The sequence below is a fragment of the Catalinimonas alkaloidigena genome, from assembly GCF_029504655.1.
Lineage (GTDB): Bacteria > Bacteroidota > Bacteroidia > Cytophagales > Cyclobacteriaceae > Catalinimonas > Catalinimonas alkaloidigena.
Window position 1 is genome coordinate 6388151 of record NZ_JAQFIL010000001.1, and the last position, 24195, is coordinate 6412345.

A 24195-nucleotide genomic window follows, 5' to 3' on the forward strand; every position below is an offset into this window, starting at 1 on the left:
GGTTTAAAAGTACAGCAGGATGTCGGATATCATACTTCATTATTTTTTCTTGTCTCAGGTAATTTTCAGTCTTAAACCCCTGAAAGCATTTTTTAAGGACATTGCGCTCTCCCCTCTCTACCTCATCATTTCGCTGAAAAAAGCTTTATCTTTGTGGGGGTTGAAGATTTTAGCCAGCAGCCTTCCCTAAGACGAACTAAAACTTCTACCTTAGGTTTATTTAATAATTGATCCACACTAAGAAGAAATAAAGAAAAGAAGCATTTGTTATATCCCAAGAATCTTGAAGATAAAATAGGCTTTGACAGCGTACGTGAGTTGGTAAAAGGCCATTGTAGCAGCAGTCTGGGTACTGCTTATGTAGACAAAATGAATTTCTCTGATGACTTTGTCATGATCACCAAATTACTGGCACAGACTGAGGAGTTTAGAAAAATACTAGTACAGGAAGAACCTTTTCCTGCTTCCAATTATATAGATGTAAACGCTCATCTGGATAAAGCTAAAACGCCGGGTACCTTTTTAATTGAAGAAGAGTTTCATGACCTGCAACTCTCGCTGGATACCATATTCCGTTGCCTGAAGTTTTTTGAAGAAGACGAAGAAAACGAGTTTCCCGAGCTGAAGAAGCTGGGCGGCTTCATCTCACTGGACAGTAGTATGCTCAACAGTATTCGCCGTATCATAGATGAGAAGGGACAGATGCGGAACAATGCCAGCAAAGAGCTACAGGACATTCGCCGTATGTTACAGAGCGAGCAGGTGCGCCTGCGTAAGGTGCTTGACCAAATACTGAGGCAGGCTAGGCAGCAGGGCTTTACCCCTGACGATGCTACACTTACCGTTCGTGGAGGCAGGATGGTGATTCCTGTATTGGCTGAATATAAACGTCGCATCAAAGGGTTTGTGCATGACGAATCAGCGACCGGGCAAACTGTCTTTCTGGAACCGGCAGAAGTACTGGAAATCAATAATGAAATTCGTGACCTGGAATACAGGGAGCGACGCGAGATTGTAAGAATACTGATCAGCCTTACCGATGAGCTGCGCCCACATATTCGGGCGCTAAAAAGTGCCTACAATTTCCTGGGCATGATAGATTTTATCCGTGCCAAAGCTCGTTTCGGACTTCGTTTTGACTCTAGCTGCCCGGTAGTAGAAAAAAAGAACAAGCTGGATTGGTACAATGCCCGCCATCCCCTTCTGCAAATCACGCTGGAGCAGCAAGGGAGGAATATCGTTCCGTTAAATATTCGCTTAGATCAAGATCAGCGTATCCTGATTATCTCCGGACCCAATGCGGGAGGTAAGTCTGTTTGCCTTAAGACAGTAGCGCTGCTCCAATATATGCTACAATGTGGTATGCTGGTCCCTATGGATGATCATTCAAAAGTCGGTATTTTCAACAATATCTTCATTGACATCGGTGACGAGCAATCTCTGGAAAATGATTTGAGTACCTACAGCTCTCATCTGACCAATATGGAGCACTTCCTGAAATTTACTGACAAGCGCACGCTAATATTAATTGATGAGTTTGGTACAGGTACTGAGCCACAATTTGGCGGCGCTATCGCTGAAGCCATCCTTGAGCAGCTAAATGCTTTACAAACCTTCGGCATTATTACTACGCACTACACCAACCTGAAGCAGTTTGCCGATGAAGCCCAAGGTATAGTCAACGGCGCCATGCGTTTCGACTCAGAAAAGCTGGAACCACTCTTTAAATTAGAGATCGGTAAACCGGGGAGCTCTTTCGCATTAGAAATTGCTCAGAAAATAGGTTTGCCCCAGAGCGTACTCAAGCGGGCTAAAGAACATATAGGGGTGGAGAAAGTAGAGTTTGACAAGATGCTTAGTGAGCTGGAAAGTGAGAAGAACAAGTTTAACACCCTCAATCAGGAACTCAACGCTAAAGAAAAACGGCTTAATATTCTATCTAAGGAATACGAAGAGTTGAAATCTTATATTGATACGCAGAAAAAACAAATTATCAATGAAGCCAAACGGGAAGCGCAAACCCTCCTCCGTGACACCAACCAACGCATAGAGGCAACGATACGTTCTATCAAAGAGAATAAAGCGGAGAAAGAGGCTACCAAACAGGCACGTAAGGAGCTGGAAGAATTGAAAGAGCAGGTACAGCCCACTAAATCCTCCCCTAAAAGAGCAGAACCTCTGGAACGGGAAGAAGGAGAAATCAGGCAAGGTGATGCTATCCGCGTCAAAGATAATGGTGCGTTAGGTGAAGTACTTCAGATCAAGGGTAAGCAAGCTGAAATACTGATTGGCTCTCTTAAATCTAATATTAAGCTGAAGCGATTAGAAAAAGTATCAAAAAAATCTTTAAAGAAAGTACTTCCTGATCATAAGAGCTTCACTACATCCAGCCTGGATATCAATAAAAAACAAGTTGAATTCAGCACTAATCTGGATATCCGGGGAAAACGTGCTGAAGAGGCTTTACCCTCTTTGGAGAACTTTGTCGACGATGCCAGTATGTTTGGTATGCAGGAGTTGCGTATCATTCATGGTAAAGGCAATGGTATTCTCAGGGAAGTAGTGAGAGACTATCTGCACAGACATGAGCGTGTAACTCAGGTACATGATGAGCATGTAGAAAGAGGTGGCGCAGGCGTAACTATTGTGAAGCTGAGATGATAAAACGTTCATGATTTAAAAATCCTTAACAGTCATGAAAGTGAGGCTTTTGTCCAAAAGTCTGCGATAAAAAAAAGCCGCTCTTGCAGAGTGGCTTTCTTATACTGTACTGTAGTACAAATACACTATTGTTGTTTCTGGAGCACAAAGGTATAATCTCCATTGATACTTGCTACTCGTCCATTGACAGCATTGATGTTTATATCGATTGTAAAGTCCATTGTAAGAACATTACCTTCTTCAGTGAGTATAATGCGGGTATCAACATTATCCGGCCCACGAACTACGGTGGCACCATTTTCAAAATCATCACTTTCCTCTACTGCAAATGTACCCTGATCAGGAAAAACCAATGCATCACCATTACCATTGGTAGTATAGCTCACCTGTGACGAGGTGGCTGTGATATTTATAGAGAAATCAGAAAACTGATCAGCGGCTGGTCCACTTACATCGCCTGGCTCAGCTACTACCCAGGTTCCACTTATTTCTTCGCCGGGAACAGGGTCAGCAGTAGGATCAGGCGTATCTTCGCCACAGGCGCTGTTCAAGAGAAGACCGAGTATAGCAGCAAATACGAAAAGTTTATGTGTGTATTTCATAATTATTGTTTTTCCTGAAGTATGCACGTTTAAATACTTAACTTATTGCAATATGCACAAACTAGCTAATGATTATCATAAATAATGCATATGAAACTTACAAACTAAGCACATCACTTATACTGCTCAATATTAATTTGCTGATCAACAAATTCATACTCATAAGGCTGGTTAGAGCAGATCACTACGAGGCGTTCCTGTAGCACCTTTTTCACTTCTCGCTGATACCAATCAATCCCTCGTGCATCCAGGTTTGAGCAGGGCTCATCTAAAAACAACACTTTACTTTTTGAGTAAAAGGCTAATCCCAGTTTCAACCTTTGCTTCATTCCTGAAGAAAATTGTTTGATATATTTATCCCGTGCTTGTGTCAGGTACAAGGCTTCCATGATTTCCATATTGGACATATTATTCAGCGGAGGCTTGAAGGCAAAATGAAACTCCAGTAATTCGGTAAGTGTAAATTCCTCTACCACTTCTTCATAGGGAGCGACAATGCTTTGGTGATGATAAAATTCTTCTTCAGGAATATTCTTTTTATTCCCTTTCTCATACTTTACTGTTCCTTCAGAAGCAGACAAGAGGCCACTCAGGATTAACATAAGGGTAGACTTACCACTCCCGTTAGGACCAATCAACACATAAGACTGACCTTGCTTTAAGGTGAGATCAACATTTCTAAATATCCATTCTCGCTGAAACTTTTTTCCCACTTTGCTAAGCTTGATCTGCATCAGAAATGTTTTGGCATCGTCAAAATAGTGGCTTACAGCTTAAGCAGATGATTGTTATCTTTTTTACTCGGTAGGTCCTTTCATAATGCCCCGGGTGGACGTCTGGATGAACTGGATAATCTCATCCCGTTCTTTGGAGGGAGCCATTTGCATCTCTATTTCCGAAAGGGCAGAAGAGTTATTTAAGCCGCTCAAATAAATAATACGGTAAATATTTTGAATTTCACTGATTGCATCGGTAGTAAAACCTCTTCTACGTAATCCTATGGAGTTGATCCCCACATAACTAACCGGCTCGCGAGCGGCTTTGGTAAATGGAGGGATGTCTTTCCTTACCAGTGATCCTCCTCCAATATAGGTGTGTGCTCCAATTTTAGTGAACTGTTGCACGGCACATGCGCCTCCAAAAATAGCATAATCATCTATCTGTACATGCCCGGCAAGTTGGGTAGTGTTGCCTAAAATACAGTAGTCTCCAATGGTACAATCATGCCCCAAATGTACATAAGCCATGATCAGGCAGTTTTTACCTACCTCTGTCTTATATTTATCTACGGTACCTCTGTTGATAGTAGCACACTCACGTACGGTTGTATTATCACCAATAATGGCCACCGTCTTCTCCCCCGCAAACTTTAAGTCCTGAGGAACGGCTGCGATTACTGCTCCGGGAAAAATCTTGCAGTTCTTGCCAATTCTGGCACCTTCCATAATGGTAACATTGGAGCCAATCCAGGTCCCTTCCTCTATCTCAACGTCTTTATGGATAGTGCTAAATGGCTCTATCACGACATTATTAGCTATTTTAGCTTCAGGGTGAATATATGCTAAAGGCTGATTCATGAGTCTTTTCTTACTATACTTGCTGACATTGTTGCTTCACATACAAGGGTGCTACCCACATAGGCTTCCCCACGCATTTTAGCAATCCCTCTTTTAATAGGTGCCAGTAATTCACACTTAATTGTAAGTACATCACCGGGCAATACCATCTTCCTAAACCTACAGCTTTCAATAGCCAGGAAGTATGTCCAATAATTTTCGGGATCTGGAACAGTACTCAACACCAATATACCACCTGTCTGTACCATAGCCTCTACCTGAAGTACACCCGGCATTACGGGGTTACCGGGAAAATGTCCCTCAAAGAAGGGCTCATTCATAGTCACATTCTTGATACCACATACGACCGTATCATCGAGATAATAGATTTTATCTATCATCAGGAAGGGATACCGGTGAGGTAACATTTGGCTTACCTGGTTAATATTCAACACAGGAGGTAGCTTGGGATCGTACTGAGGAACCGCATTATTACTGCTTTCCTTCATAGCTTTTTTCAACTTCTTGGCAAAAGCTACATTAGCAGCATGTCCGGGACGAGCTGCCAGGATTTGCGCTTTGATAGGTCTTCCCACAAGCGCAAGATCACCTACCATATCCAATAGTTTGTGCCTGGCAGGCTCATTCTTATAGCGAAGCTCTACATTATTGAGTATTCCCTCACTCTTCACTTCCACTCTGGGCTTATTAAAGAGACCGGCCAAGTGATCCAGCTCTCCTTCCTCAACTTTACGGTCTACCACCACTATAGCGTTGTTGAGGTCTCCACCTTTGATCAGATTATTCTGATAGAGCATCTCCAGTTCATGCAGGAAGCAAAAAGTACGGCAAGCTGATATTTCTTTTGCAAACTGACTAATGTCATTTAACGAAGCATGCTGACTCCCTAATACTGGTGAATTATAATCTATCATTACCGTTAGGCGGTAGTCATCCAGAGGAAGGGCAGCAATTTCTACATTTCGGGCGGGCTCGCGATGAAAAATTCCCTCCTTAACTTCAAAGAAGTTTCGCAAAGCACTTTGCTCCTCGGTACCTGCTTCCATTAATGCATCTACAAACATTTTGGAGCTACCATCCATGATAGGAGGCTCTGGTCCATCAAGTTGGATAAGCACATTATCTATCTCCATCCCTACCAGTGCGGCCAGGGTATGTTCTACAGTATTGATACGGGCTCCACTCTGCTCTATCGTAGTACCTCGGGAAAGATCTACTACATTGTCGACATCCGCATCTACAATAGGATGCCCTTCAATGTCAATTCGTTGAAACTTGATACCATGGTTAGGCTTGGCAGGTAGAAAAGTCATATTGGCTCTTACGCCGGTATGTAAACCTACGCCAGATACTGTAATAGACTTCTTAATTGTGTGTTGTCTGATATTCATTATTAATTATTCCTCGCTTCCGGACAAAGTTAATACTTTTTTCTCTAGTTGTTGAATACGGGCGGCTAAATCCGGGAGGTTCTTGAAGGAAGCATATACCCTTAAGTATTTATTACGGTCAAAGCTGGGACTCCCTAGCTCTATACTACCGGGAGTCATAGACTTTCCTACTCCTGCCTGTGCCCCTACTTTACTGTTGTCACCAATTTTGAGATGTCCTACCACCCCAACCTGTCCTGCCAGCACGCAGTTTTTGCCAATTTTGGTAGAGCCGGAAACTCCTGTCTGGGCGGCGATCACCGTATTTTCTCCTATTTCAACATTATGAGCAATCTGGATTAAATTATCAAGCTTCACTCCATTGCCTATCTTTGTAGACTCCAAAGTAGCGCAATCTATTGTGGTGTTAGCGCCAATATCTACATGATGCCCTACAATAACATTACCTACCTGAGGAATTGTTTTATAAGTACCGTCAGCCTGAGGAGCGAAACCAAAGCCGTCACTTCCTATTACCGCTCCTGCATGCACCACACAATGAGAGCCTATTACGCAACCAGGATAGATCTTAACTCCGCTATGGATGATAGTATGATCGCCTATCTGCACATTATCACCAATATAAGCATGAGGATAAATTTTGACGTGATCACCAATCTTACAATTGGCTCCTATATACGAAAAAGCCCCTCGGTAAATATCCTGACCAACTTCTGCGGTACTATTAATATAGGCAGGTTGCTCTACCCCTTTTTTTTGAAAATTGACCAGTTTATGATACTCTTCAAGAAGAGCAGTAAAGGCCAGGTACGGATCTTCTACACGTATCAGGGTGGTATGCAGTTCTTTCTTGGGGTGAAAATCTTTTTTAACTATTACAGCGCTCGCATTCGTAGAGTAGATAGAGGCTTCGTATTTAGGGTTGGAGAGAAAGGAAATCGCTCCTTTACCAGCATCTTCTATTTTTCCCAGCTGACTGATCTTGATAGAACCATCTCCCTCCAATTCACCATCGAGTAGGTTAGCAATGTATTCAATACTAAATTCTATCATTTATGTAGGTTTTATTAGGAATATGCTATGCTGTTGTGGCGCAAATTTACATCTTTGGGCCAGCATAGGTAATATTTTTTGACAATTCTGCTCATAGCCTTAATATTAGGCAAGTCCGATGCCTGTGCTATGTCAAAAATCTTGCCCTCTTTGGTGATTATGTTGATTTTTTGACCGCTCGAGACATAAGCAGCATTACTGATACTACCATGTACCATAAAATACTTTAGTTCCTGTTCTGTGATCTTTAATTTGCTTAATATTTTTTTTTCTAACGCTTCTAATTTTTCCTCAGGGGTCACTTCATTGCTCAGCTTTATTCTAAATAGTCTTCGCTCCAGCAAGCGGCTGCTAAGATCAGACAAAACCCGGTCAGGATGGTATACCCACTGTTTGATAGCTGCCCAGATATCAATATCATCCAGCGACACAAAATGCTTAAGACAATTCTGATCCTGCTCAAGCTCATCTAGTGTTACTTTCTGATTAAGGAAAAATGCCAAACTGGGACTGGCTTGAACATCTACCCCCTGCGCTGCCAAATCAATGCTTCTGTTCATAGTAGAGATCATCATTTTCTCAGCACTTACACTGGTCTTATGCAGATATACCTGCCAGTACATAAGCCGACGTGCATTTAGAAAATTTTCTATGCTATAGATTCCCTTTTCTTCTACAACGATCTTATCATTTCGCACATCCAACATTTTGATAATACGGTCAGCACCAATCTCTCCTTCAGAAACCCCGGTATAGAAACAGTCTCGTTTGAGATAATCCAGCCGGTCGATGTCTAACTGGCTGGAGACAAGCTGATGAAAAAATTTACGCGCATATTGATCCGTAAATATCTGATAAGCCAGATGCATATTTCCTCCAAATGTATCGCATAATCGCCTGATGATCAGCTCCGACATTTGTTCATGTCCTACTCCGGGGATGAGCACATACTCCAAAGCGTGAGAGAAAGGCCCGTGTCCGATATCATGCAATAAAATGGCTATTAGCGTAGCTTCAAATTCGTCTTCAGAGATCTCCTGCCCTTTGTTACGCAGGCTGCTTAAAGTGCTTTGCATCAGGTGCATGGCTCCCAGTGCATGATGAAAGCGCGTATGCAACGCCCCCGGATAAACAAAATCAGCTAAACCCATTTGTCTGATCCTTCGTAATCTTTGAAGGTACGGATGTTCTATAACATCAAAAATCAAATCAGAGGGAATATTGATGAAGCCGTATACCGGGTCGTTAAATACTTTTCTCTTGTTCAATTTTTATATGTTTTTTTTAAATATTCTCAACATGATTTTTTGCTACTTTATCGTTCCTTCACTTAAGTAAGTAGCTAATATTATTTTATCTCAAAACTTCACTACCTTAGATTAAGTTTAAAAAGCTAAGTAAACAGGATATTTTTATGCAAAGATATAGCATTTTGTGGGCGGATGACGAAATTGACCTGCTTAAACCTCATACTCTTTTTCTGGAGAATAAAGGATACGAAGTCGTCACAGTAAATAGTGGTGCAGATGCCATTGACGCATTTGAGAAGCGTCATTTTGATATTGTTTTTCTGGATGAGAACATGCCCGGGATGACCGGATTGGAAGTACTGGATTACATCAAATCCTCTAAGCCCAGCATTCCGGTGGTGATGATCACCAAGAGCGAAGAAGAAATGATTATGGAGCAGGCCATAGGAGCTAAGATCAGTGATTATCTTATCAAGCCGCTTAACCCCAACCAGATTTTACTCTCTGTCAAGAAAATTCTGGATAATAAGCGTCTGGTTACTGAAAAAACCAACCTGAGCTATCAGCAGGAATTTCGTAACCTCAGCATGGCCTTTGGCGAGGATATGAATCATGAGGAATGGGTAGAGGTTTATAAAAAGCTGGTGTACTGGGAACTGGAAATTGACAATACAGAAGAAAAAAGTATGTCAGAAGTTTTAGACATGCAGAAGGAAGAAGCCAATAACAACTTCGCCCGCTTCGTAATTGACAATTATGAGTCATGGCTTAATGACGTGAATGCAGAAAAGCCAATGCTCTCCCATCAGTTAATGCAGAAAAAGGTTTTTCCCCATATTAACGATGAAAGGCCCGTATTTTTCATTGTTATTGACAACCTCCGTTATGATCAGTGGAAAGTCATAGAGTCAACGGTGCTTAATCATTTCACTATGGAAGAGGAGGATACTTTCTACTCTATACTTCCTACTACTACTGCTTACTCACGGAATGCTATTTTTTCGGGCATGTTACCGTCAGATATGGAAAAGTACCATGGCGATATCTGGGTGGGAGATGATAAGGAGGAAGGAAAAAACAACCATGAGCATGAATTTCTAAAGCGTCATCTGAAAAAACGGCATCTAAATGTCAAAAGCAGTTATCATAAGATTACCCAAACACAGCAGGGAAGACAACTGGTAGACACGGTACCCAACCTGCTGAACAATGATCTTAATGTGATCGTGTACAACTTTGTGGATATGCTCTCTCACGCTCGTACTGACCTGGAAATGATCCGCGAACTGGCCCCGGATGAGTCTGCTTATCGTTCTATTACCCGTTCATGGTTCATGCACTCTCCTTTGCTGGATCTTTTTAAGCGCATCGCCCGGGAGAAAGCAAAGATTGTAGTTGCGACCGACCACGGCACCATAAGGGTAAAACACCCCGCCAAGATCATTGGTGACCGTAATACCAATACCAATCTACGGTATAAGCAGGGCAAAAACCTTAACTTTGACAATAACAAAATTTACGCTGTTAAGAAACCTGAAAGCCTGTTTCTTCCTCGTTTAAATGTATCTACTACTTATGCATTCGCTACGCAGGACTATTTCTTTGCCTATCCTAACAATTATAATTATTATGTAAATTACTACCGTGATACTTTTCAGCACGGTGGAGTTTCACTGGAAGAAATGATTGTGCCGGTAATCACGCTCAATAGTAAAAATGCCTGAAGTATTAGGAGAAATAGTGCTTAAGCGACCAGAAGAGGCACTTGAAGCAGCAAGGAGGCTGAGAAAATTAGCTGAAAGCGTAGATGTTTGGTTGTTTTATGGGGAGATGGGGGTAGGCAAAACTACCCTGATCAAAGCGGTTTGCGAAGACTGGCAGGTAATGGATACCGTATCAAGCCCCACTTTTGGGCTGGTGAACGAATATCAGAACACCGACCATCAAACATTCTATCACTTTGACTTTTATAGAATAAAAGATGAAGCAGAAGCCTGGGATATCGGTACAGAAGACTATTTTTACTCGGGAAATTACTGCTTCGTAGAATGGCCTGAACGCATTGAAGGTTTGCTTCCTGAAGAATTTATTCGTATAGATATACAGGCGGAGGCTGATCAAAGCAGAAGAATCTATTTATCTAAACATGGGTGACCAATACAAATCGGGTTTCAAAGAGTTGGCCAAAGAACAGGCCTTGTATCCACAGGAGCAACTCCTCAAGGTAAAAGAAGGGAGTAAATCACTAAATATGGGAATTCCCTGCGAAATTTCCATGCAGGAAAATCGCCTGATGCTTACACCGGAAGCTATTGCAGTGCTCAGCAGTAACGGACATGAGATTGTAGTAGAAGCTAAAGCAGGCGCTTCCTCAAAATTTACCGATAATGAGTTTAGTGAAGCCGGGGCTAAAATTGTGTACTCTGCCAAAGAAGCGCTGGAAGCCAATATCATTCTTAAAGTAGAACCCCCTACCCTGGATGAGATTGAAATGATTAAGCCAGGATCCACACTTATTTCTGCTTTACAGCTCGGTAACCAAACACCCGAATATATCCAGGCGCTTAACAAGAAAAAGATCACCGCCATCGCTTTTGAGTTTCTAGAAGATAAAGTTGGAGGTATGCCGGTAGTACGTGCCATGAGTGAAATTGCCGGCAATACTGTTATGTCTATCGCCTCTCACTATCTGAGCAGCGTAGCCAATGGAAAAGGAATGATCATAGGTGGGATTACCGGCGTACCGCCTACCAAGGTGGTCATACTGGGTGCCGGAACAGTCGGAGAATATGCTGCTCGTGCCGCTATTGGGCTGGGCGCGCAGGTACAAGTGTTTGATAACCAACTCTATAAACTTCGCCGTATCAAACATGCACTGGGACACCAGGTGTACACTTCTACCATGGACATTTCTACGCTGGGGGAGTCACTTGAAAACGCTGACGTAGTGATTGGAGCCGTAAGGGCTGAAAAAGGCACTAATCGTATGATCGTCACAGAGGAGATGGTCGCCAATATGAAAGAAGAGTCAATAATTATAGATGTAAGCATTGACCAGGGGGGCTGTATAGAAACTTCAGAGCTTACTTCTTTAAAAAATCCGGTTTTCCGCAAGTACAATGTGATTCACTACTGTGTGCCTAACATTGCCTCCCGGGTAGCGCGCACCGCAACAACTGCATTTAGCAACATATTTACTCCCATATTACTACAAACAGCAGATGTGGGGGGGATTAATGAGATGATATTTCACCATCGTTGGTTTATGCGCGGGGTCTATACCTATCATGGTAGCCTGACTAATGCCGCAATCGGAAAGAAATTTAACCTCAAGTTCCGCGATCTTAATCTCTTGATGGCGGCCCGCTTCTAAACCCATTTACACTACATGATTAACACTATACCTAATCAAGCAGTACTAATGCTGCTTTCGCTATTTCTATGGGCTGGGGATCTACAGGCTCAGCATGTTTACTATCCTGAGAAAAATAAGTGGGAAGAAAGAGTTCCGGAAGAAGCAGGGCTAAATGCCAGTAAACTTAATGAAGCGATAACATTTGCCCGGGAACACGAATACGAAGGTGCCCGCGACCTGCGTATTGCTATCCTCAAAGGTTTTGAAAGAGAACCGTATCACAAACTGGCAGGCCCGGTAAAAGAAAGAGGAGGGCCGGCAGGTCTGATCATCAAAGATGGCTATATCGTAGCGAAGTGGGGTGATGTAGAACGAGTGGATATGACCTTTAGTGTCACCAAAAGTTATCTTTCTACCATAGCTGGCTTAGCGGTTGATGATGGCTTGATTGGAAATGTTGATGATCCTGTACAAGCTTATGTATGGGATGGCACATTTGAAAGTGAACATAATAGTAAAATTCAATGGAAGCACCTGCTGCATCAGTCTTCTGACTGGTCAGGCAGCTTATTTGGCATGTACGATTGGGCTGACCGTCCGCCAAATGGGGGAGGGATTGATGACTGGAAGAGCCGTACATTACTTGAGCCGGGAACAAATTTCGAATATAATGACGTACGGGTAAATGTACTGGCCTACTCTCTACTACAAGTCTGGAGAAAACCGCTACCTATGGTGCTTAAGGAAAAAATTATGGACCCGATCGGGGCTTCTTCTACCTGGCGGTGGTATGGATATGAGAACTCTTTTGTCAATGTAGATGGTATTAAAATGCAGTCAGTGAGTGGTGGTGGCCATTCGGGAGGAGGACTATTCATCAACACCCTTGACCATGCACGCTTTGGCCTGCTTTTCTTAAGAAATGGTAAATGGAGAGACCAGCAGCTTGTTTCTGAACGCTGGATAAAAGGTTTACAGCAATCCTCTCCTGGCAATGAGAGCTACGGCTATATGTGGTGGCTGAACAAAGGAAACCAACAGTGGGAAGGTGTTAGCAGCTCAGTATACTATGCAGCTGGCTTCGGCGGAAACTTCATTGTAGTAGATCAAGAAAATGACCTGATAGTAGTCACCCGTTGGCTCAATCCACCTCAGATCGGTGAAATGATGAGACTGGTGACAAGAGCACTATAAACAAAAAAGTGGAGCTTATGGCTCCACTTTTATTATCCTATTAATTTATCTCAGCGGTTAACCTTCCGGAAGCTCTGCAATTACGGTACGTCCAGCCTTGGTTTTGTCACCGATATTCACCTTTACCAATGAGCCTATTGGCAGAAACACATCTACCCTTGACCCAAATTTGATAAAGCCAAACTCTTCGCCCTGTTTAATCTTATCTCCTTCGTCCACATACCATTTTATTCTCCTGGCCATAGCTCCGGCAATTTGACGTACCATTACCTCTATGCCATTCTGTAATTCTACTACCACTGTCGTCCTCTCATTGTCAGTACTTGACTTAGGGTGCCAGGCTACCAGGTACTGCCCCGCATGATACTTAAAGTATTTGATCACCCCTGAGACCGGATTGCGGTTGATATGCACATTGATGGGAGACATAAAAATAGAAATCTGCAGGCGCCTAGCGCCCTGAAAGTATTCGTGCTCGTCTACCTCTTCAATTACTACCACTTTACCATCGGCGGGGGCAAGCACCTGCTCCTCACTACCCTGTACAATCACCCTGGGGTTTCTGAAAAACTGGAGAATGAGCAGATAAAATATAGTGCTGGCAATCATGGTAGCCCTGTGTAACTCCTGTCTGCCCGGCAGTAGGTTAATAAGCAACAGGTTAGCTACTACCAAAATGATTAGCAGTACTATCAATAGTGTACGTCCTTCTTTATGAATCTTCATAGAGACTTATAAAAAGTATCTTAAGTGAATTACAACAAATGATACTGCTAAATAAGAGGATTTGTTCATCAAACCAATGCCTAAATTATAAAATGCTAGAAGCCTCCGCGATATTTGTAGGTATTGGCAACTTTATCTATAGCTACAATATAGGCAGCAATCCGCATAGACACACCATATTTGACCGCAGCCTGATATACCCGCTCAAAAGCATCTTTCATGATACGGTCAGAACGCCGATTTACTCTATCACGCGTCCATTTGTACCCTAATCGGTTTTGTACCCATTCAAAATAAGATACCGTTACCCCCCCCGCATTGGCCATGATATCAGGTACTACAAGTACGCCCTTGCTATTGATAATATCATCTGCTCTGGCAGAAGTAGGGCCATTTGCGCCTTCTACAATCAATTTGGCCTGGATACGTTCTGCATTTCTGACAGTAATTACATCTTCCATCGCGGCTGGCACCAAAATATCTACTTCCAGTGTTAACAGTTCCCCTCCGTCTATTTTATCCCCTCCTCTAAAGCCTTCTAATGTACCATTATTGGCAGTGCGATAGTTGAGAGCTTCTTTGATATCAATACCATCTGCATTATAGTAAGCTCCTGTGACATCACTGATTGCTACTACTGTACAACCACGTTCTTCCATCAGCAAAGCAGCAAATGACCCCACATTACCAAAGCCCTGTACTGCTACTGTAGCCTTATATGGATTGATTTTCAGCCTTTCCATCGCTGCGAAAGCAGATACCATCACTCCACGACCAGTGGCTTCTGTACGACCCAGAGAGCCTCCTAATACCAAAGGCTTTCCTGTGACTACCGAATTGACCGTCATACCATGAGCCCGAGAGTATTCATCCATCAGCCAGGCCATTTCATTAGGTCCGGTTCCCATATCAGGAGCAGGGATGTCACGATCAGGCCCAAAGATATTAATCATCTCCTGGGTATATGCGCGCGTCAGTCTTTCGATTTCGCCGGAAGACATTTGTCGTGGATTGCAACGGATGCCCCCTTTAGCCCCTCCATAAGGAATATCTACTACGGCACACTTCCAGGTCATCCAGGCTGCCAGCGCCTTTACCTCATCCAGATTCACCCCCATATCGTAGCGCACACCTCCCTTAGAAGGACCTAAAATATTGGAATGGATCACCCTGTAACCTTCAAAAACCCTGATAGACCCATCATCCATCGTGATGGGTAAGGAAACGATTACCTGCTTTACCGGAGTTTTTAATACATTATACACTTCATCATTCAGTCCCAATGCTTGAGAAGCAATGTGAAATCTCGACATCATAGACTCAAAAGGATTCTCTTTATCCTTTATGGGAGCCGGTTCAACGTAAGTCATATAAATAGCTACTAATTAAATATTTTGTAAAATAACGAAACATTATTTGATGACAGTTTTCATAACCTTCAAAAAACATACTAACATTAAAAAATTTTTAAAAAAAGCATTATAAAGTGAGATGAAATTAACAAACCATCAAAACGGTCAAGAAAACCACCATGTCCTGGTAGCTTAGAGCCCGAATCCTTGATCGCAATACTTCTTTTGAAAAGCGATTCTACCAGGTCACCATAGGTACCTGCCACAACAATAATAGCACCAACTATTAGCCATTGCCAGGAACTCAGGTCCTGATAAAACAAGGAAAGCAAACTTGCTGTAATCAAGGCAGTTACTGCGCCCCCTATACTTCCTTCCCACGATTTTTTGGGTGAAACTCTGGCAAAAAGCTGCGTTTTTCCATACTTAACTCCTGCAAAATATGCACCTGAGTCACTAGCCCAAAAGAGGGAGAGAATGCCTAATACGATCTGAAAACTGTAACCTCCGCGGGAGAAAGCAATCACGTTGAGAAGCGCAAAGGGCACGGCAACATAAAATATCCCACATAGGGTATAAGCAATATTGGTAAAAGGTTTTTTGTCTGATTTTTTATACAATTTGATAAAAAAAACACTCGCCGTTACCGGAAAGATCACCAAATAATATTTGGGTTCTAAAAACCCACTTTCTACGAAAAAGCTAAGGCAGAAAATTAAGGCTCCGGCAAAAGTGCCGGTAGATTTGAGCGGAAGCATACCGTCCAAGCCGGTGAGTTTGTAGAATTCTAACTGCGTGAGCACACATATGCCAAAAAAAAGTACAAAGTAGCTCCACATGCTGAAGTACACCGAAAAAATAATGATCAGAATACCTACTACGGCCGTGACTATCCTCTGGGTAATGTTGTTGTATTTATTTAAAACTGATATCATCTTCAATGATTTTCATAGCATTTATCACTTCATCAGGAGCTACATACAGCTCTATGGTACCAAAATGATAAGAAGTATCCTGCTTATCAACCAGTACCGGGTTTAAATGGTGATCTTCCAGTACCGCTTTGACAATCTCAGCCCGGTACATCATATGCGTAGTATACACTTTCTGCCACTTACTGTTCATCCTGTGTTAGGCTTAACTGAGAAATTCTTTTTCTAAAGTAATAGAGCAAACCTATAGTAACTAAAAGGGCAAGGAGCGCAGTAACTATTGGGACTGATTCAGTGGCTTCAACATTCAGATCAGTAGCATCCTGCTGATATAAGTATAACATAATGAGGGTAAAACCATTATTGACAAAGTGCGCAAAAATAGGATACCATAGATTACCCGACCAGTAATAAATGTACCCAAACAAAGCTCCCAGCAGAAAGCGCGGAAAAAAGCCGTAAAACTGAAGGTGAATAAAGCTAAACAGAAAAGCGGCAATCCAGATACCTGCGTGAGGGTTTTTGGTCAAAGACTGAAACATGCGCTGACCCATGCCCCGAAAGACCACCTCTTCTCCTATGGCAGGTAATACTGCGATTACTATCAAGCCTACCAATAAACCCGCAATAGATTCAAAACGGGTAAGATATTCCGTTAGCTCCTTGAGTTGTTCTTCTTTAGCGCTAGCCCACTCCTCAAAAGCTCCTGAAAACTGGCTGAAGTCCAGGTTCATGTTCCACTCAATTACGATAGAATTTGCCAGCATAAAGCTGATTACGATAAGTCCTACCATCAAGACGAGTGTAATTTCCAAGTAATGATCATCAAAGAGGGATGATAAGCTTCTCTTCTCTACCAGTTTCCAAAACACCAGAGGGGATAATATAAAGCCAAATAGTGAACTACATGCCTGAACTATTAATAAGGCTTTTCTAGAATTAGGTGAAGAGGTAGGGTCTAAAAATGCCGAAGCCATGCTTTGATAATCAGCATCAAAAAGTGGCAGGGAAATCAACATCCCTAATATGTTTCCCAGTATAAGGCCCAGCATAATAAAGCCTATCAGGAGAAAAACAGAGGCGATAACGCTCCGCTTAGGCTCTGCATAGTATACTTCCGATTCTTTTCTCATTCAGTCAATCAGTCTTAGCACAGGTGATAATAGGTTAATCATCCGGTCTACCATAATAAAACCAGCTTGTATTGCCCTAAAGTTACGTGATTTCCTCTTAGGGGTTCTTATTTAAGCATTTAATGGCAAAAAGAAACATTAACAAGCTAAATTTTGTACTTACTAAGACAATTTTGAGAAAATATAGCGAATACTTCTTATTATCTTTGTCTTCAATTTGTAATTCCAAAAAAACAGAAACTTGGTACGGATCGGTGATTTAGAACTCGGAGAATTTCCCTTACTACTCGCTCCTATGGAAGACGTAAGCGACCCTCCTTTCAGGGCAGTCTGTAAAGAAAATGGAGCAGATATGATGTATACTGAGTTTATCTCTGCCGACGGATTAATCCGTGACGCTGAGAAAAGCGTAGAAAAGCTTGATATCTATGACTATGAGCGTCCTATCGGCATACAGATTTTTGGGGATAAGATAGACCCTATGCGCCAGGCAGCAGCGATTGCCGAAGAAGCAAACCCGGAAGTGGTAGACATTAACTATGGCTGTCCGGTGAAAAAAGTAGCCTGTAAAGGCGCCGGGGCAGGAATACTGCTTGACCTTCCTAAAATGCAGGCAATGACCGCTGAAATCGTAAAACAGGTTAACCTGCCCGTTACTGTCAAGACTCGACTGGGCTGGGATGATAACTCTATCAAAATCCTGGAAGCCGCTAAGCGTCTGCAGGATGTGGGCATACAAGCGCTTACCATTCATGGACGCACCCGCAAGCAGATGTACAAAGGGGTAGCCAATTGGGACTATATTGCGGAAGTAAAAAACCACCCTGATATCCATATACCGATCTTTGGAAATGGTGATATTGACTCTCCTGAGAAGGCGCTGGAATATAAAAATAAATATGGTGTGGATGGCATCATGATTGGCAGAGCGGCTATCGGTTATCCCTGGATTTTTCGGGAAATCAAGTACTTTTTACAGACAGGAGAGAAATTAGCTCCACCTACGATGAAAGAAAGAGTAGCCACCGCCAAAAAACATCTGGAGTTTTCTGTAGAATGGAAGGGCGAGCGCAAAGGAATTTTTGAAATGCGTCGCCACTATACCAATTATTTCAAGGGAATTCATGGCTTTAAACAATATCGCATGCAGTTGGTAGAGTCAGATTCTGCTGCGGAGATCAGTGATCTGCTGGAGCATGTGGCGGAAGCATACGACGGCTATTTCCGTCAGGAGGCGATCGCAGCCGGATGAAACAGGCCCTACGATATAAAAAATCACTAAAAGTATCTTCTCAGTGGCTACCCTGGATGATCCTGGGCGTATTGGCCCTGGTATGGGGGAGTTCGTTTATTCTTATTAAAAAGGGATTAAATGCCTTTTCTGCCGGTGAAGTTGGCGCCTTACGTATTGTGTCGGCTGCACTTTTTTTGCTTCCAATAGCCGCACCCAAAATACGGACGCTAGCCACAAGGCAAAAATGGATCTTACTTATTATTGGTTTTGTAGGCAGCTTTATACCGGCTTTTTTATTTGCCACAGCCCAGACATCTATCAGCAGTTCGCTTACTGGTATCCTTAATGCTTTAACGCCACTCTGTACTTTACTATTAGGAGCAGCTTTCTTTGGGCAGGTAATTACTTCAAAGAATGGTACGGGGCTGGGCATAGGTTTTATTGGCTCTCTTATCCTGATCCTGGGAGGCACGGGGAACAATCTCGGTGAAATCAATCTTTACGCATTATTGGTGATAGGAGCTACCATCTGCTATGGACTGAATCTGAATATCATCAAAAATTACACGCCCGAGATCCATCCGGTGGTGATCACTAGTGTTTCTTTGCTCTTTGTAGGCCCCCTGGCACTGGTTTATTTGCTAAGCTTTACTCAGTTTACCACGCATGTACAGGCATCTGCGGCACTCTGGCCCCTTTTAGCCATAGTCGCGCTTGGGGTAATAGGAACTGCTTTAGCACTAACCCTTTTTAACAAACTGGTACAAATGCAAACAGCTGTCTTTGCCAGTTCTGTTACTTACCTTATTCCCATCGTGGCAGTAATATGGGGCGTATGGGATGGAGAAGTTTTGTCAGCATATCACTTCCTGGGAATGGGTGCTATTCTGTGCGGAGTGTATGTAGCCAACCGGCTGTAGCGATCAAGTCTGACCCAAAAAAAGAAAAGCAGGTTTTTAAGCCTGCTCGTTGACTACAATTTTTTCAATCGTATCGTCTTTTCGGATTTTATCTATCACATCCAGACCTTCTACTACTTTGCCAAAAGCGGTATGTTGTCTGTCCAGGTGCTTAGTATTTTCGCGATTGTGACAGATGAAGAACTGCGAGCCCCCGGTATCACGTCCGGCATGGGCCATAGAGAGCACGCCTTTATCATGGTACTGATTATCTCCACTCAGTTCGCACTTAATGGTATAACCTGGCCCACCGGCACCTGTACCCTGAGGGCAACCTCCCTGGATAACAAAATTAGGGATTACCCGATGAAAAGTGAGGCCATCATAAAAGCCTTCTTTGCTCAGTTTGATAAAATTTTCTACGGTCTTGGGTGCGTCTTTGTCGTAGAACTCCACCTTCATGACTCCCTTATTGGTGTGAATTTCTGCTGTTTTCATAGTTGTATAACTTGCTTATTGGACAGCAAGTTTAAACATTCCTTACGGGCTATTGAAATCAATTTTCTTTTTTGTGTACAGTTTGAATTGATAATTCATCGAAACCTTTATAGCTTCAACTCGTTAGCTCAACAAAAACCGTTAATTATGGAAAGTACCCAAACCACAAAAGAAACGCTGGAACAGGAAATTGCCGCTCTGGAATCCCAGTTAACTGGTGACATGTTCAAGGACATGGAAATCCGCGATAAGATTCACAATCTGAAAATGAAGATCAATGGCACCAAGCCTATGGATTCTTCTATTGATTGTGTAGGCTGCGGAAGCTGATTTTTCTGCAAAAGCTTTAGAGATATTACATGAATTTAACACCAGTAGCGTATAGTTTTGCTGGTGTTTTTTATTTCCCCAGTTCTCCTATCGTCTCTTCAAACAGTTTAAAAATACGTTTATACTCATCCGTCCAGCTGCTGGCTTCTTTAAAGCCGTGAGGCTCCATAGGAAATACCGCCAGGTCCCAATTGTCTTTGCCCAACTCAATTAGTCGCTGAGACAGGCGTACCACATCCTGGTAATGCACATTATCATCTACCATGCCATGGAGCATCAGCAAATGGTCTTCCAGACCCTCGGCAAAATAAATGGGCGAAGAACGGGCATAAGCGATACTATCTTCCACCGGAGTGTTCAATATATTGGAAGTGTAAGTATGGTTATAATGCGCCCAGTCAGTCACTGAGCGTAAGGCTGCTCCACTGGCAAAAACGCCCGGATGCTTAAAGAGCGCAGCAATGGTAATAAAACCACCGTATGAACCTCCGTAAATCCCCAGCCGGTCTTCATCCACGCCCAGGCTTTCTACCATATAAGCTGCTCCATCAACCTGATCGGTCAGGTCTTTACCGCTCATATGACGGTAAATTGCAGTACGCCAGTCACGTCCATACCCACTGCTTCCCCGGTAATCAATGTCCATCACAGTATAGCCCAGATCGGTCAGAAAGTTATGAAACATATACTCACGGAAGTAGCTGCTCCACCACCGATGCACATTTTGCAGATAGCCCGCTCCGTGTACAAAAATTACCCCCGCTCCATTGGGATGCTCCGGCCTGTAAACCCGGGCAGGGACTTCTACCCCATCACGGGCTGTAAACCGGATAATTTCTGGTTCCCGCCAGTCATAGGCCTCAAACGCTTCGGAGGTTGAGTTGGTAATGCGGCTCATCTCAGCACCGGGCTTATTCTCCATCAGATACAGCTCCCAGGGCTGATTGCTATAGGAATAGCGGATAGCCCAATACTTCTCATCAGGTGAAAGGTGAACCTCATGATTCCCTGACTGACTAGTCAACTGTGTCATTTTACCGCCTCTGGCATGCATCCGGTACAGGTGACGTACAAAGGGGCTTTCCTCACTGGTGACGAGGTAAAAGTATTTTTTGTCTTTGGACAGTTTTACATCCGTTATTTCAAACTCACCGCTGGTCAGAGCTTTCTTTTCTCCGCTCTTAACATTGAGGCTATAGAGGTGAGAATAGCCACTCTCTTCGGACTGGAACCAGATATTTTCATTGTCAAGCCATCCCAGATTATGCTCACCAAAAATATACCAGGGAATACCCGGTCCGGCTATCCAGGCTTCGTCATGCTGTCGATCCAGCAGACTTAGAGAGGCATCAGCCGGATTGAGGCGCATGACCCAGCGGTCTTTATTGTCCAATGCACGCACAACCACTACAGCCTTACCATCTTCGGCATAGAAAGGTCCATGGATGATCACCTCTCTCGCTTCATCGTATTGATCATTGTAGACAGAATCTCCCTGATGATACTCTCTACGGAATGTCGGTTTGTCGTAGATGCCAGGAATTTGTTTGGTATCCACCACATAGCTGGTATCCTCTTTAATATCGTAAATACCCATTTCGTAAGTATCCTGCGGAGCGCCCACTTTATTGCGGGCTGAGATATTTTGCACAAAACCGGATTGAGTAACATAATCTGGAACATCAGTGCTTTCGTCATCCACAGCTTTGGTTAGGCGGTAGGTCACAAAACGCATATCCGGACTTAGCTGCAAATCAGACACATTTTTTTCTCCGGTAAAAATTTCCAATGGACGCTCCGGCTTAAGTTTATCCTCTCTTTCTTCTTCCAGTTTTTCTGTGGCTTTGCGCTCTGCCAGAATATCAAAATGCTCTAACTGATCTTTTTCCAACCACTTTTTATAGGCCCACGCTTCTTTATCTTCTTCCTTCTTGCCTTTCATGATGTTGGTAAGCTGCTGCACACTCCCATTTTCCACATCCCAGGCAAACAGATTGCTACTTCGGGTGAAGATAATTTGGTCCTCATCACCAGAAAACTGCGGATTGTATTCTCGCTCTATAGTATTGGTAATTTGCCGAACAGATTGCTCTTTCATGTCCAGCAAAAAAATATCGCCATTTTTTTCGTAAAGGCTGAGACTTCTGTTTTCATTATATGGTCCACCAAAAGCGGGCATGCTTTTTTGCTCTTCCAGGCTTACCAGCTGTGGATTTCTGTCGGACAGCATGACCTTATATTGACTGCGAAGCGTATTCTGTTCGGGATTCCAGGAGAAATAAACAGTACGGCTATCAGCTCCCCAATGGATCTCTTCAGGTAGGTAGCCCACAAAATCTTCGCCCTGCATGATCTGGGGAATGGAGAGAGAAGAACTATTTTCCTGGGCATAGGTATACAGAGATACTACACAGAAAAGTAGCGTAAACAACTTTTTCATAAGAGGTCAGGTTTACAATAAAATGGGAAAATTACGCCAATAGTAGCGTGAAAGCAAAGTGTCCCTCTTTGAGCAATAACTCGAAGCTTAAGCTAAGAGGTCAAAACCAGTTGTAATACAATTTGCCAATACATCAACTGAGTCCTTCTGCAGGGACGTCTTTTGCCAGCTTTACCCGTAAGGAAGTGCCTTCTTCACTTACCACTACAATTTTCTCACCACGATCAATATAGTCGCCACGGGTATAAGCATCGTAGAGTTCATCTTCTATCATGATTTTTCCACTGGGGCGTAACACCGTATACGCTTCTCCTTCTTTACCAATAAATGACCCTTCTCTTGTGCTGGAAGTGTAGCCTTCACTCCGTGACTGTGTGGTTTCCAGGGCAATCCGTCTAAAAGCTGCCGAGTCTGTCAGGCGCACTCCACCGAAAAACATCAGTATAATTCCTCCCAGCATTCCCGCCAATGTGGTAGCTACTGCACTAAGCACCTCACTGGAATCTACAAAAAAGAAGTCAAAATCATTATTATTGAGCATCACCAGGATGAGAGACCCGATGGTCAGCGTAAGCCCCGCAATACCTGCTACGCCAAAGCCAGGAATCACTAATACCTCCAGGACAATAAGCACCGCTCCTACAAAAAAGGCCGCTATTTCCCAGTTTTCAGCCAGACCATTGAGGTAATGAGGAATAAGATAAAGCACCAAAGCCACTACTGCGGCCAATATGGGAAAACCTACGCCCGGTGTCTGCAACTCAAAGTATACCCCTCCCAGCATGATTAAAATCAATATTCCACTAATAAACGGATTGAGAAAAAAAGCAATGACCTCTTCGGTAACTCCCTTTTCAAAAACGGTAAGGGTGTATTCACCTTCCTCCAATCCGCTTCGCTCCAATATTTCTTCTATGCTTGTTACCTGGGCCTCACAGTAATCATATTTGATCGCCTCAGAGGTAGAGAAGGTAATAACTTCTCCCGCATCTGAAATACTATCTACTTCAAGTTCCTGATCTACCATGGCCTCTGCAATTTGTGGATCACGCCCGGTAGCTTCAGCGGTTGCCCGCATGATAGAGCGCATATACGACTGATACTTGTCGGGAGCGGCTTCACCCGTACCGCCATTTACCACTGTTGCCGCTCCTATGCTGGCCCCGGGAGCCATGTAAATACTATCGCAGGCAATGGAAATAAGAGCACCGGCGGAGGCAGCATCTTTGTTGATAAATACATATACAGGCACTTCAGCCTCCAGAACGCGGGTACGGATATCATCGGCATCGTACAGTGCCCCTCCATAAGTATCCATGTCAATCACAATATAGTCTGCCTCAATTTCCTCTGCTTTTCCAAAGGCAAGTTCTACATAGCGATTGGTGCGGGCGTCTATTTCAGAGCGCAGCTCCAACACCAGTACCTGGGGCTTTTCTTGTGCGGTAGTATCTGGCTGTGCGTAAGCGTTTAAGCTTAGCAGGGTAAGTAAGCCCAATAAAAAAGCGACAGGCCACTTGCGATTGCTTTTGAGTATCATAAATTTGAATTGTCCTTGACCTTATAAG

At 43.2% G+C, this 24195-nt stretch carries 22 protein-coding genes; 8 read left to right on the forward strand and 14 right to left on the reverse strand.

Features of this window, described 5'->3' with window-relative positions; all coding sequences use genetic code 11:
- Positions 1 to 264 precede the first annotated feature (264 nt).
- On the forward strand, positions 265 to 2661 hold the full coding sequence (locus OKW21_RS25830) for an endonuclease MutS2 (RefSeq protein WP_277485274.1): 2397 nt from the start codon (positions 265 to 267) through the stop codon (positions 2659 to 2661).
- A gap of 125 nt (positions 2662 to 2786) precedes the next feature.
- On the opposite strand, the gene OKW21_RS25835 is transcribed toward OKW21_RS25830, so the two are convergent.
- The 6 genes from OKW21_RS25835 to OKW21_RS25860 all read right to left on the reverse strand — a co-directional run bounded on the left by OKW21_RS25835 (position 2787) and on the right by OKW21_RS25860 (position 8552).
- Positions 2787 to 3263, reverse strand: coding sequence for a hypothetical protein (locus OKW21_RS25835; RefSeq protein WP_277485275.1), 477 nt, complete (start codon positions 3261 to 3263; stop codon positions 2787 to 2789).
- A gap of 113 nt (positions 3264 to 3376) precedes the next feature.
- Positions 3377 to 3997, reverse strand: a complete 621-nt coding sequence (locus OKW21_RS25840; RefSeq protein ID WP_277485276.1) for an ABC transporter ATP-binding protein — start codon at positions 3995 to 3997, stop codon at positions 3377 to 3379.
- Between the two features lie 63 nt (positions 3998 to 4060).
- A complete protein-coding gene (lpxA, locus tag OKW21_RS25845) occupies positions 4061 to 4840 on the reverse strand; it encodes an acyl-ACP--UDP-N-acetylglucosamine O-acyltransferase (protein ID WP_277485278.1) in 780 nt (259 codons plus the stop codon).
- A complete protein-coding gene (locus OKW21_RS25850; protein WP_277485280.1) occupies positions 4837 to 6231 on the reverse strand; it encodes a bifunctional UDP-3-O-[3-hydroxymyristoyl] N-acetylglucosamine deacetylase/3-hydroxyacyl-ACP dehydratase in 1395 nt (464 codons plus the stop codon). The genes lpxA and OKW21_RS25850 overlap by 4 nt, the downstream gene beginning before the upstream one ends.
- A 6-nt stretch (positions 6232 to 6237) precedes the next feature.
- Positions 6238 to 7281 carry a UDP-3-O-(3-hydroxymyristoyl)glucosamine N-acyltransferase gene (lpxD, locus tag OKW21_RS25855; RefSeq protein ID WP_277487800.1) on the reverse strand — a complete coding sequence of 348 codons (1044 nt, stop codon included), beginning with the start codon at positions 7279 to 7281 and terminating at the stop codon, positions 6238 to 6240.
- A 17-nt stretch (positions 7282 to 7298) separates the two neighbouring features.
- The gene (locus OKW21_RS25860) at positions 7299 to 8552 is read right to left on the reverse strand and encodes an HD domain-containing protein (RefSeq protein ID WP_277485282.1); all 1254 of its coding nucleotides are present in this window, start codon (positions 8550 to 8552) and stop codon (positions 7299 to 7301) included.
- A gap of 146 nt (positions 8553 to 8698) precedes the next feature.
- Between OKW21_RS25860 and porX the strand changes: the two genes are divergently transcribed.
- The 4 genes from porX to OKW21_RS25880 are packed head-to-tail and all read left to right on the forward strand — an operon-like array spanning position 8699 to position 13083.
- Entirely contained in the window at positions 8699 to 10258 is a 1560-nt protein-coding gene (gene porX / locus OKW21_RS25865) for a T9SS response regulator signal transducer PorX (RefSeq protein WP_277485285.1), read from the forward strand.
- Positions 10251 to 10688: a tRNA (adenosine(37)-N6)-threonylcarbamoyltransferase complex ATPase subunit type 1 TsaE gene (gene tsaE, locus OKW21_RS25870; protein WP_277485289.1), complete on the forward strand. Its 438-nt coding sequence runs from the start codon at positions 10251 to 10253 to the stop codon at positions 10686 to 10688. Before porX ends, tsaE begins: the two co-directional genes overlap by 8 nt.
- Positions 10681 to 11907, forward strand: coding sequence for an alanine dehydrogenase (locus OKW21_RS25875; RefSeq protein WP_277485291.1), 1227 nt, complete (start codon positions 10681 to 10683; stop codon positions 11905 to 11907). The genes tsaE and OKW21_RS25875 overlap by 8 nt, the downstream gene beginning before the upstream one ends.
- A gap of 15 nt (positions 11908 to 11922) precedes the next feature.
- On the forward strand, positions 11923 to 13083 hold the full coding sequence (locus OKW21_RS25880) for a serine hydrolase domain-containing protein (RefSeq protein ID WP_277485296.1): 1161 nt from the start codon (positions 11923 to 11925) through the stop codon (positions 13081 to 13083).
- Positions 13084 to 13140: 57 nt separating this feature from the next.
- On the opposite strand, the gene OKW21_RS25885 is transcribed toward OKW21_RS25880, so the two are convergent.
- The 5 genes from OKW21_RS25885 to OKW21_RS25905 all read right to left on the reverse strand — a co-directional run bounded on the left by OKW21_RS25885 (position 13141) and on the right by OKW21_RS25905 (position 17226).
- Positions 13141 to 13809 (reverse strand): phosphatidylserine decarboxylase family protein, encoded by a 669-nt coding sequence (locus OKW21_RS25885; RefSeq protein WP_277485298.1) that lies wholly within the window; start codon positions 13807 to 13809, stop codon positions 13141 to 13143.
- Between the two features lie 95 nt (positions 13810 to 13904).
- A complete protein-coding gene (locus tag OKW21_RS25890) occupies positions 13905 to 15179 on the reverse strand; it encodes a Glu/Leu/Phe/Val family dehydrogenase (protein ID WP_277485300.1) in 1275 nt (424 codons plus the stop codon).
- An 86-nt stretch (positions 15180 to 15265) separates the two neighbouring features.
- Positions 15266 to 16096: a phosphatidate cytidylyltransferase gene (locus tag OKW21_RS25895; protein WP_277485302.1), complete on the reverse strand. Its 831-nt coding sequence runs from the start codon at positions 16094 to 16096 to the stop codon at positions 15266 to 15268.
- Positions 16077 to 16286, reverse strand: a complete 210-nt coding sequence (locus OKW21_RS25900; RefSeq protein WP_277485304.1) for a putative signal transducing protein — start codon at positions 16284 to 16286, stop codon at positions 16077 to 16079. Before OKW21_RS25900 ends, OKW21_RS25895 begins: the two co-directional genes overlap by 20 nt.
- Positions 16276 to 17226: a CPBP family intramembrane glutamic endopeptidase gene (locus tag OKW21_RS25905; protein ID WP_277485306.1), complete on the reverse strand. Its 951-nt coding sequence runs from the start codon at positions 17224 to 17226 to the stop codon at positions 16276 to 16278. The genes OKW21_RS25900 and OKW21_RS25905 overlap by 11 nt, the downstream gene beginning before the upstream one ends.
- 241 nt (positions 17227 to 17467) lie before the next feature.
- On the opposite strand from OKW21_RS25905, the gene dusB reads away from it, so the two are divergent.
- Both dusB and OKW21_RS25915 read left to right on the forward strand, forming a co-directional pair.
- Complete coding sequence (dusB, locus tag OKW21_RS25910; protein WP_277485309.1) at positions 17468 to 18478, forward strand: tRNA dihydrouridine synthase DusB; 1011 nt, start codon at positions 17468 to 17470, stop codon at positions 18476 to 18478.
- A complete protein-coding gene (locus OKW21_RS25915; RefSeq protein ID WP_277485311.1) occupies positions 18475 to 19380 on the forward strand; it encodes a DMT family transporter in 906 nt (301 codons plus the stop codon). The genes dusB and OKW21_RS25915 overlap by 4 nt, the downstream gene beginning before the upstream one ends.
- 36 nt (positions 19381 to 19416) lie before the next feature.
- On the opposite strand, the gene OKW21_RS25920 is transcribed toward OKW21_RS25915, so the two are convergent.
- A complete protein-coding gene (locus OKW21_RS25920) occupies positions 19417 to 19857 on the reverse strand; it encodes a peptidylprolyl isomerase (protein ID WP_277485313.1) in 441 nt (146 codons plus the stop codon).
- A gap of 147 nt (positions 19858 to 20004) precedes the next feature.
- On the opposite strand from OKW21_RS25920, the gene OKW21_RS25925 reads away from it, so the two are divergent.
- A complete protein-coding gene (locus OKW21_RS25925) occupies positions 20005 to 20187 on the forward strand; it encodes a hypothetical protein (RefSeq protein WP_277485317.1) in 183 nt (60 codons plus the stop codon).
- Positions 20188 to 20257: 70 nt separating this feature from the next.
- Here the strand turns inward: OKW21_RS25925 and OKW21_RS25930 are convergent, their stop codons facing one another.
- Positions 20258 to 22627: a S9 family peptidase gene (locus tag OKW21_RS25930; RefSeq protein WP_277485319.1), complete on the reverse strand. Its 2370-nt coding sequence runs from the start codon at positions 22625 to 22627 to the stop codon at positions 20258 to 20260.
- 133 nt (positions 22628 to 22760) lie between these two features.
- Complete coding sequence (locus OKW21_RS25935) at positions 22761 to 24167, reverse strand: NfeD family protein (RefSeq protein ID WP_277485320.1); 1407 nt, start codon at positions 24165 to 24167, stop codon at positions 22761 to 22763.
- Positions 24168 to 24195: the final 28 nt, after the last annotated feature.

What these genes read in the sequence shown, in the direction of transcription:
- OKW21_RS25835 (WP_277485275.1), bottom strand. Translation starts at nt 3,263, where the DNA reads ATGAAATACACACATAAACTTTTCGTATTTGCTGCTATACTCGGTCTT.
- OKW21_RS25840 (WP_277485276.1), bottom strand. Translation starts at nt 3,997, where the DNA reads ATGCAGATCAAGCTTAGCAAAGTGGGAAAAAAGTTTCAGCGAGAATGG.
- lpxA (WP_277485278.1), bottom strand. Translation starts at nt 4,840, where the DNA reads ATGAATCAGCCTTTAGCATATATTCACCCTGAAGCTAAAATAGCTAAT.
- OKW21_RS25850 (WP_277485280.1), bottom strand. Translation starts at nt 6,231, where the DNA reads ATGAATATCAGACAACACACAATTAAGAAGTCTATTACAGTATCTGGC.
- porX (WP_277485285.1), top strand. Translation starts at nt 8,699, where the DNA reads ATGCAAAGATATAGCATTTTGTGGGCGGATGACGAAATTGACCTGCTT.
- tsaE (WP_277485289.1), top strand. Translation starts at nt 10,251, where the DNA reads ATGCCTGAAGTATTAGGAGAAATAGTGCTTAAGCGACCAGAAGAGGCA.
- OKW21_RS25875 (WP_277485291.1), top strand. Translation starts at nt 10,681, where the DNA reads ATGGGTGACCAATACAAATCGGGTTTCAAAGAGTTGGCCAAAGAACAG.
- OKW21_RS25880 (WP_277485296.1), top strand. Translation starts at nt 11,923, where the DNA reads ATGATTAACACTATACCTAATCAAGCAGTACTAATGCTGCTTTCGCTA.
- OKW21_RS25885 (WP_277485298.1), bottom strand. Translation starts at nt 13,809, where the DNA reads ATGAAGATTCATAAAGAAGGACGTACACTATTGATAGTACTGCTAATC.
- OKW21_RS25890 (WP_277485300.1), bottom strand. Translation starts at nt 15,179, where the DNA reads ATGACTTACGTTGAACCGGCTCCCATAAAGGATAAAGAGAATCCTTTT.
- OKW21_RS25895 (WP_277485302.1), bottom strand. Translation starts at nt 16,096, where the DNA reads ATGATATCAGTTTTAAATAAATACAACAACATTACCCAGAGGATAGTC.
- OKW21_RS25900 (WP_277485304.1), bottom strand. Translation starts at nt 16,286, where the DNA reads ATGAACAGTAAGTGGCAGAAAGTGTATACTACGCATATGATGTACCGG.
- OKW21_RS25905 (WP_277485306.1), bottom strand. Translation starts at nt 17,226, where the DNA reads ATGAGAAAAGAATCGGAAGTATACTATGCAGAGCCTAAGCGGAGCGTT.
- OKW21_RS25915 (WP_277485311.1), top strand. Translation starts at nt 18,475, where the DNA reads ATGAAACAGGCCCTACGATATAAAAAATCACTAAAAGTATCTTCTCAG.
- OKW21_RS25920 (WP_277485313.1), bottom strand. Translation starts at nt 19,857, where the DNA reads ATGAAAACAGCAGAAATTCACACCAATAAGGGAGTCATGAAGGTGGAG.
- OKW21_RS25925 (WP_277485317.1), top strand. Translation starts at nt 20,005, where the DNA reads ATGGAAAGTACCCAAACCACAAAAGAAACGCTGGAACAGGAAATTGCC.
- OKW21_RS25930 (WP_277485319.1), bottom strand. Translation starts at nt 22,627, where the DNA reads ATGAAAAAGTTGTTTACGCTACTTTTCTGTGTAGTATCTCTGTATACC.
- OKW21_RS25935 (WP_277485320.1), bottom strand. Translation starts at nt 24,167, where the DNA reads ATGATACTCAAAAGCAATCGCAAGTGGCCTGTCGCTTTTTTATTGGGC.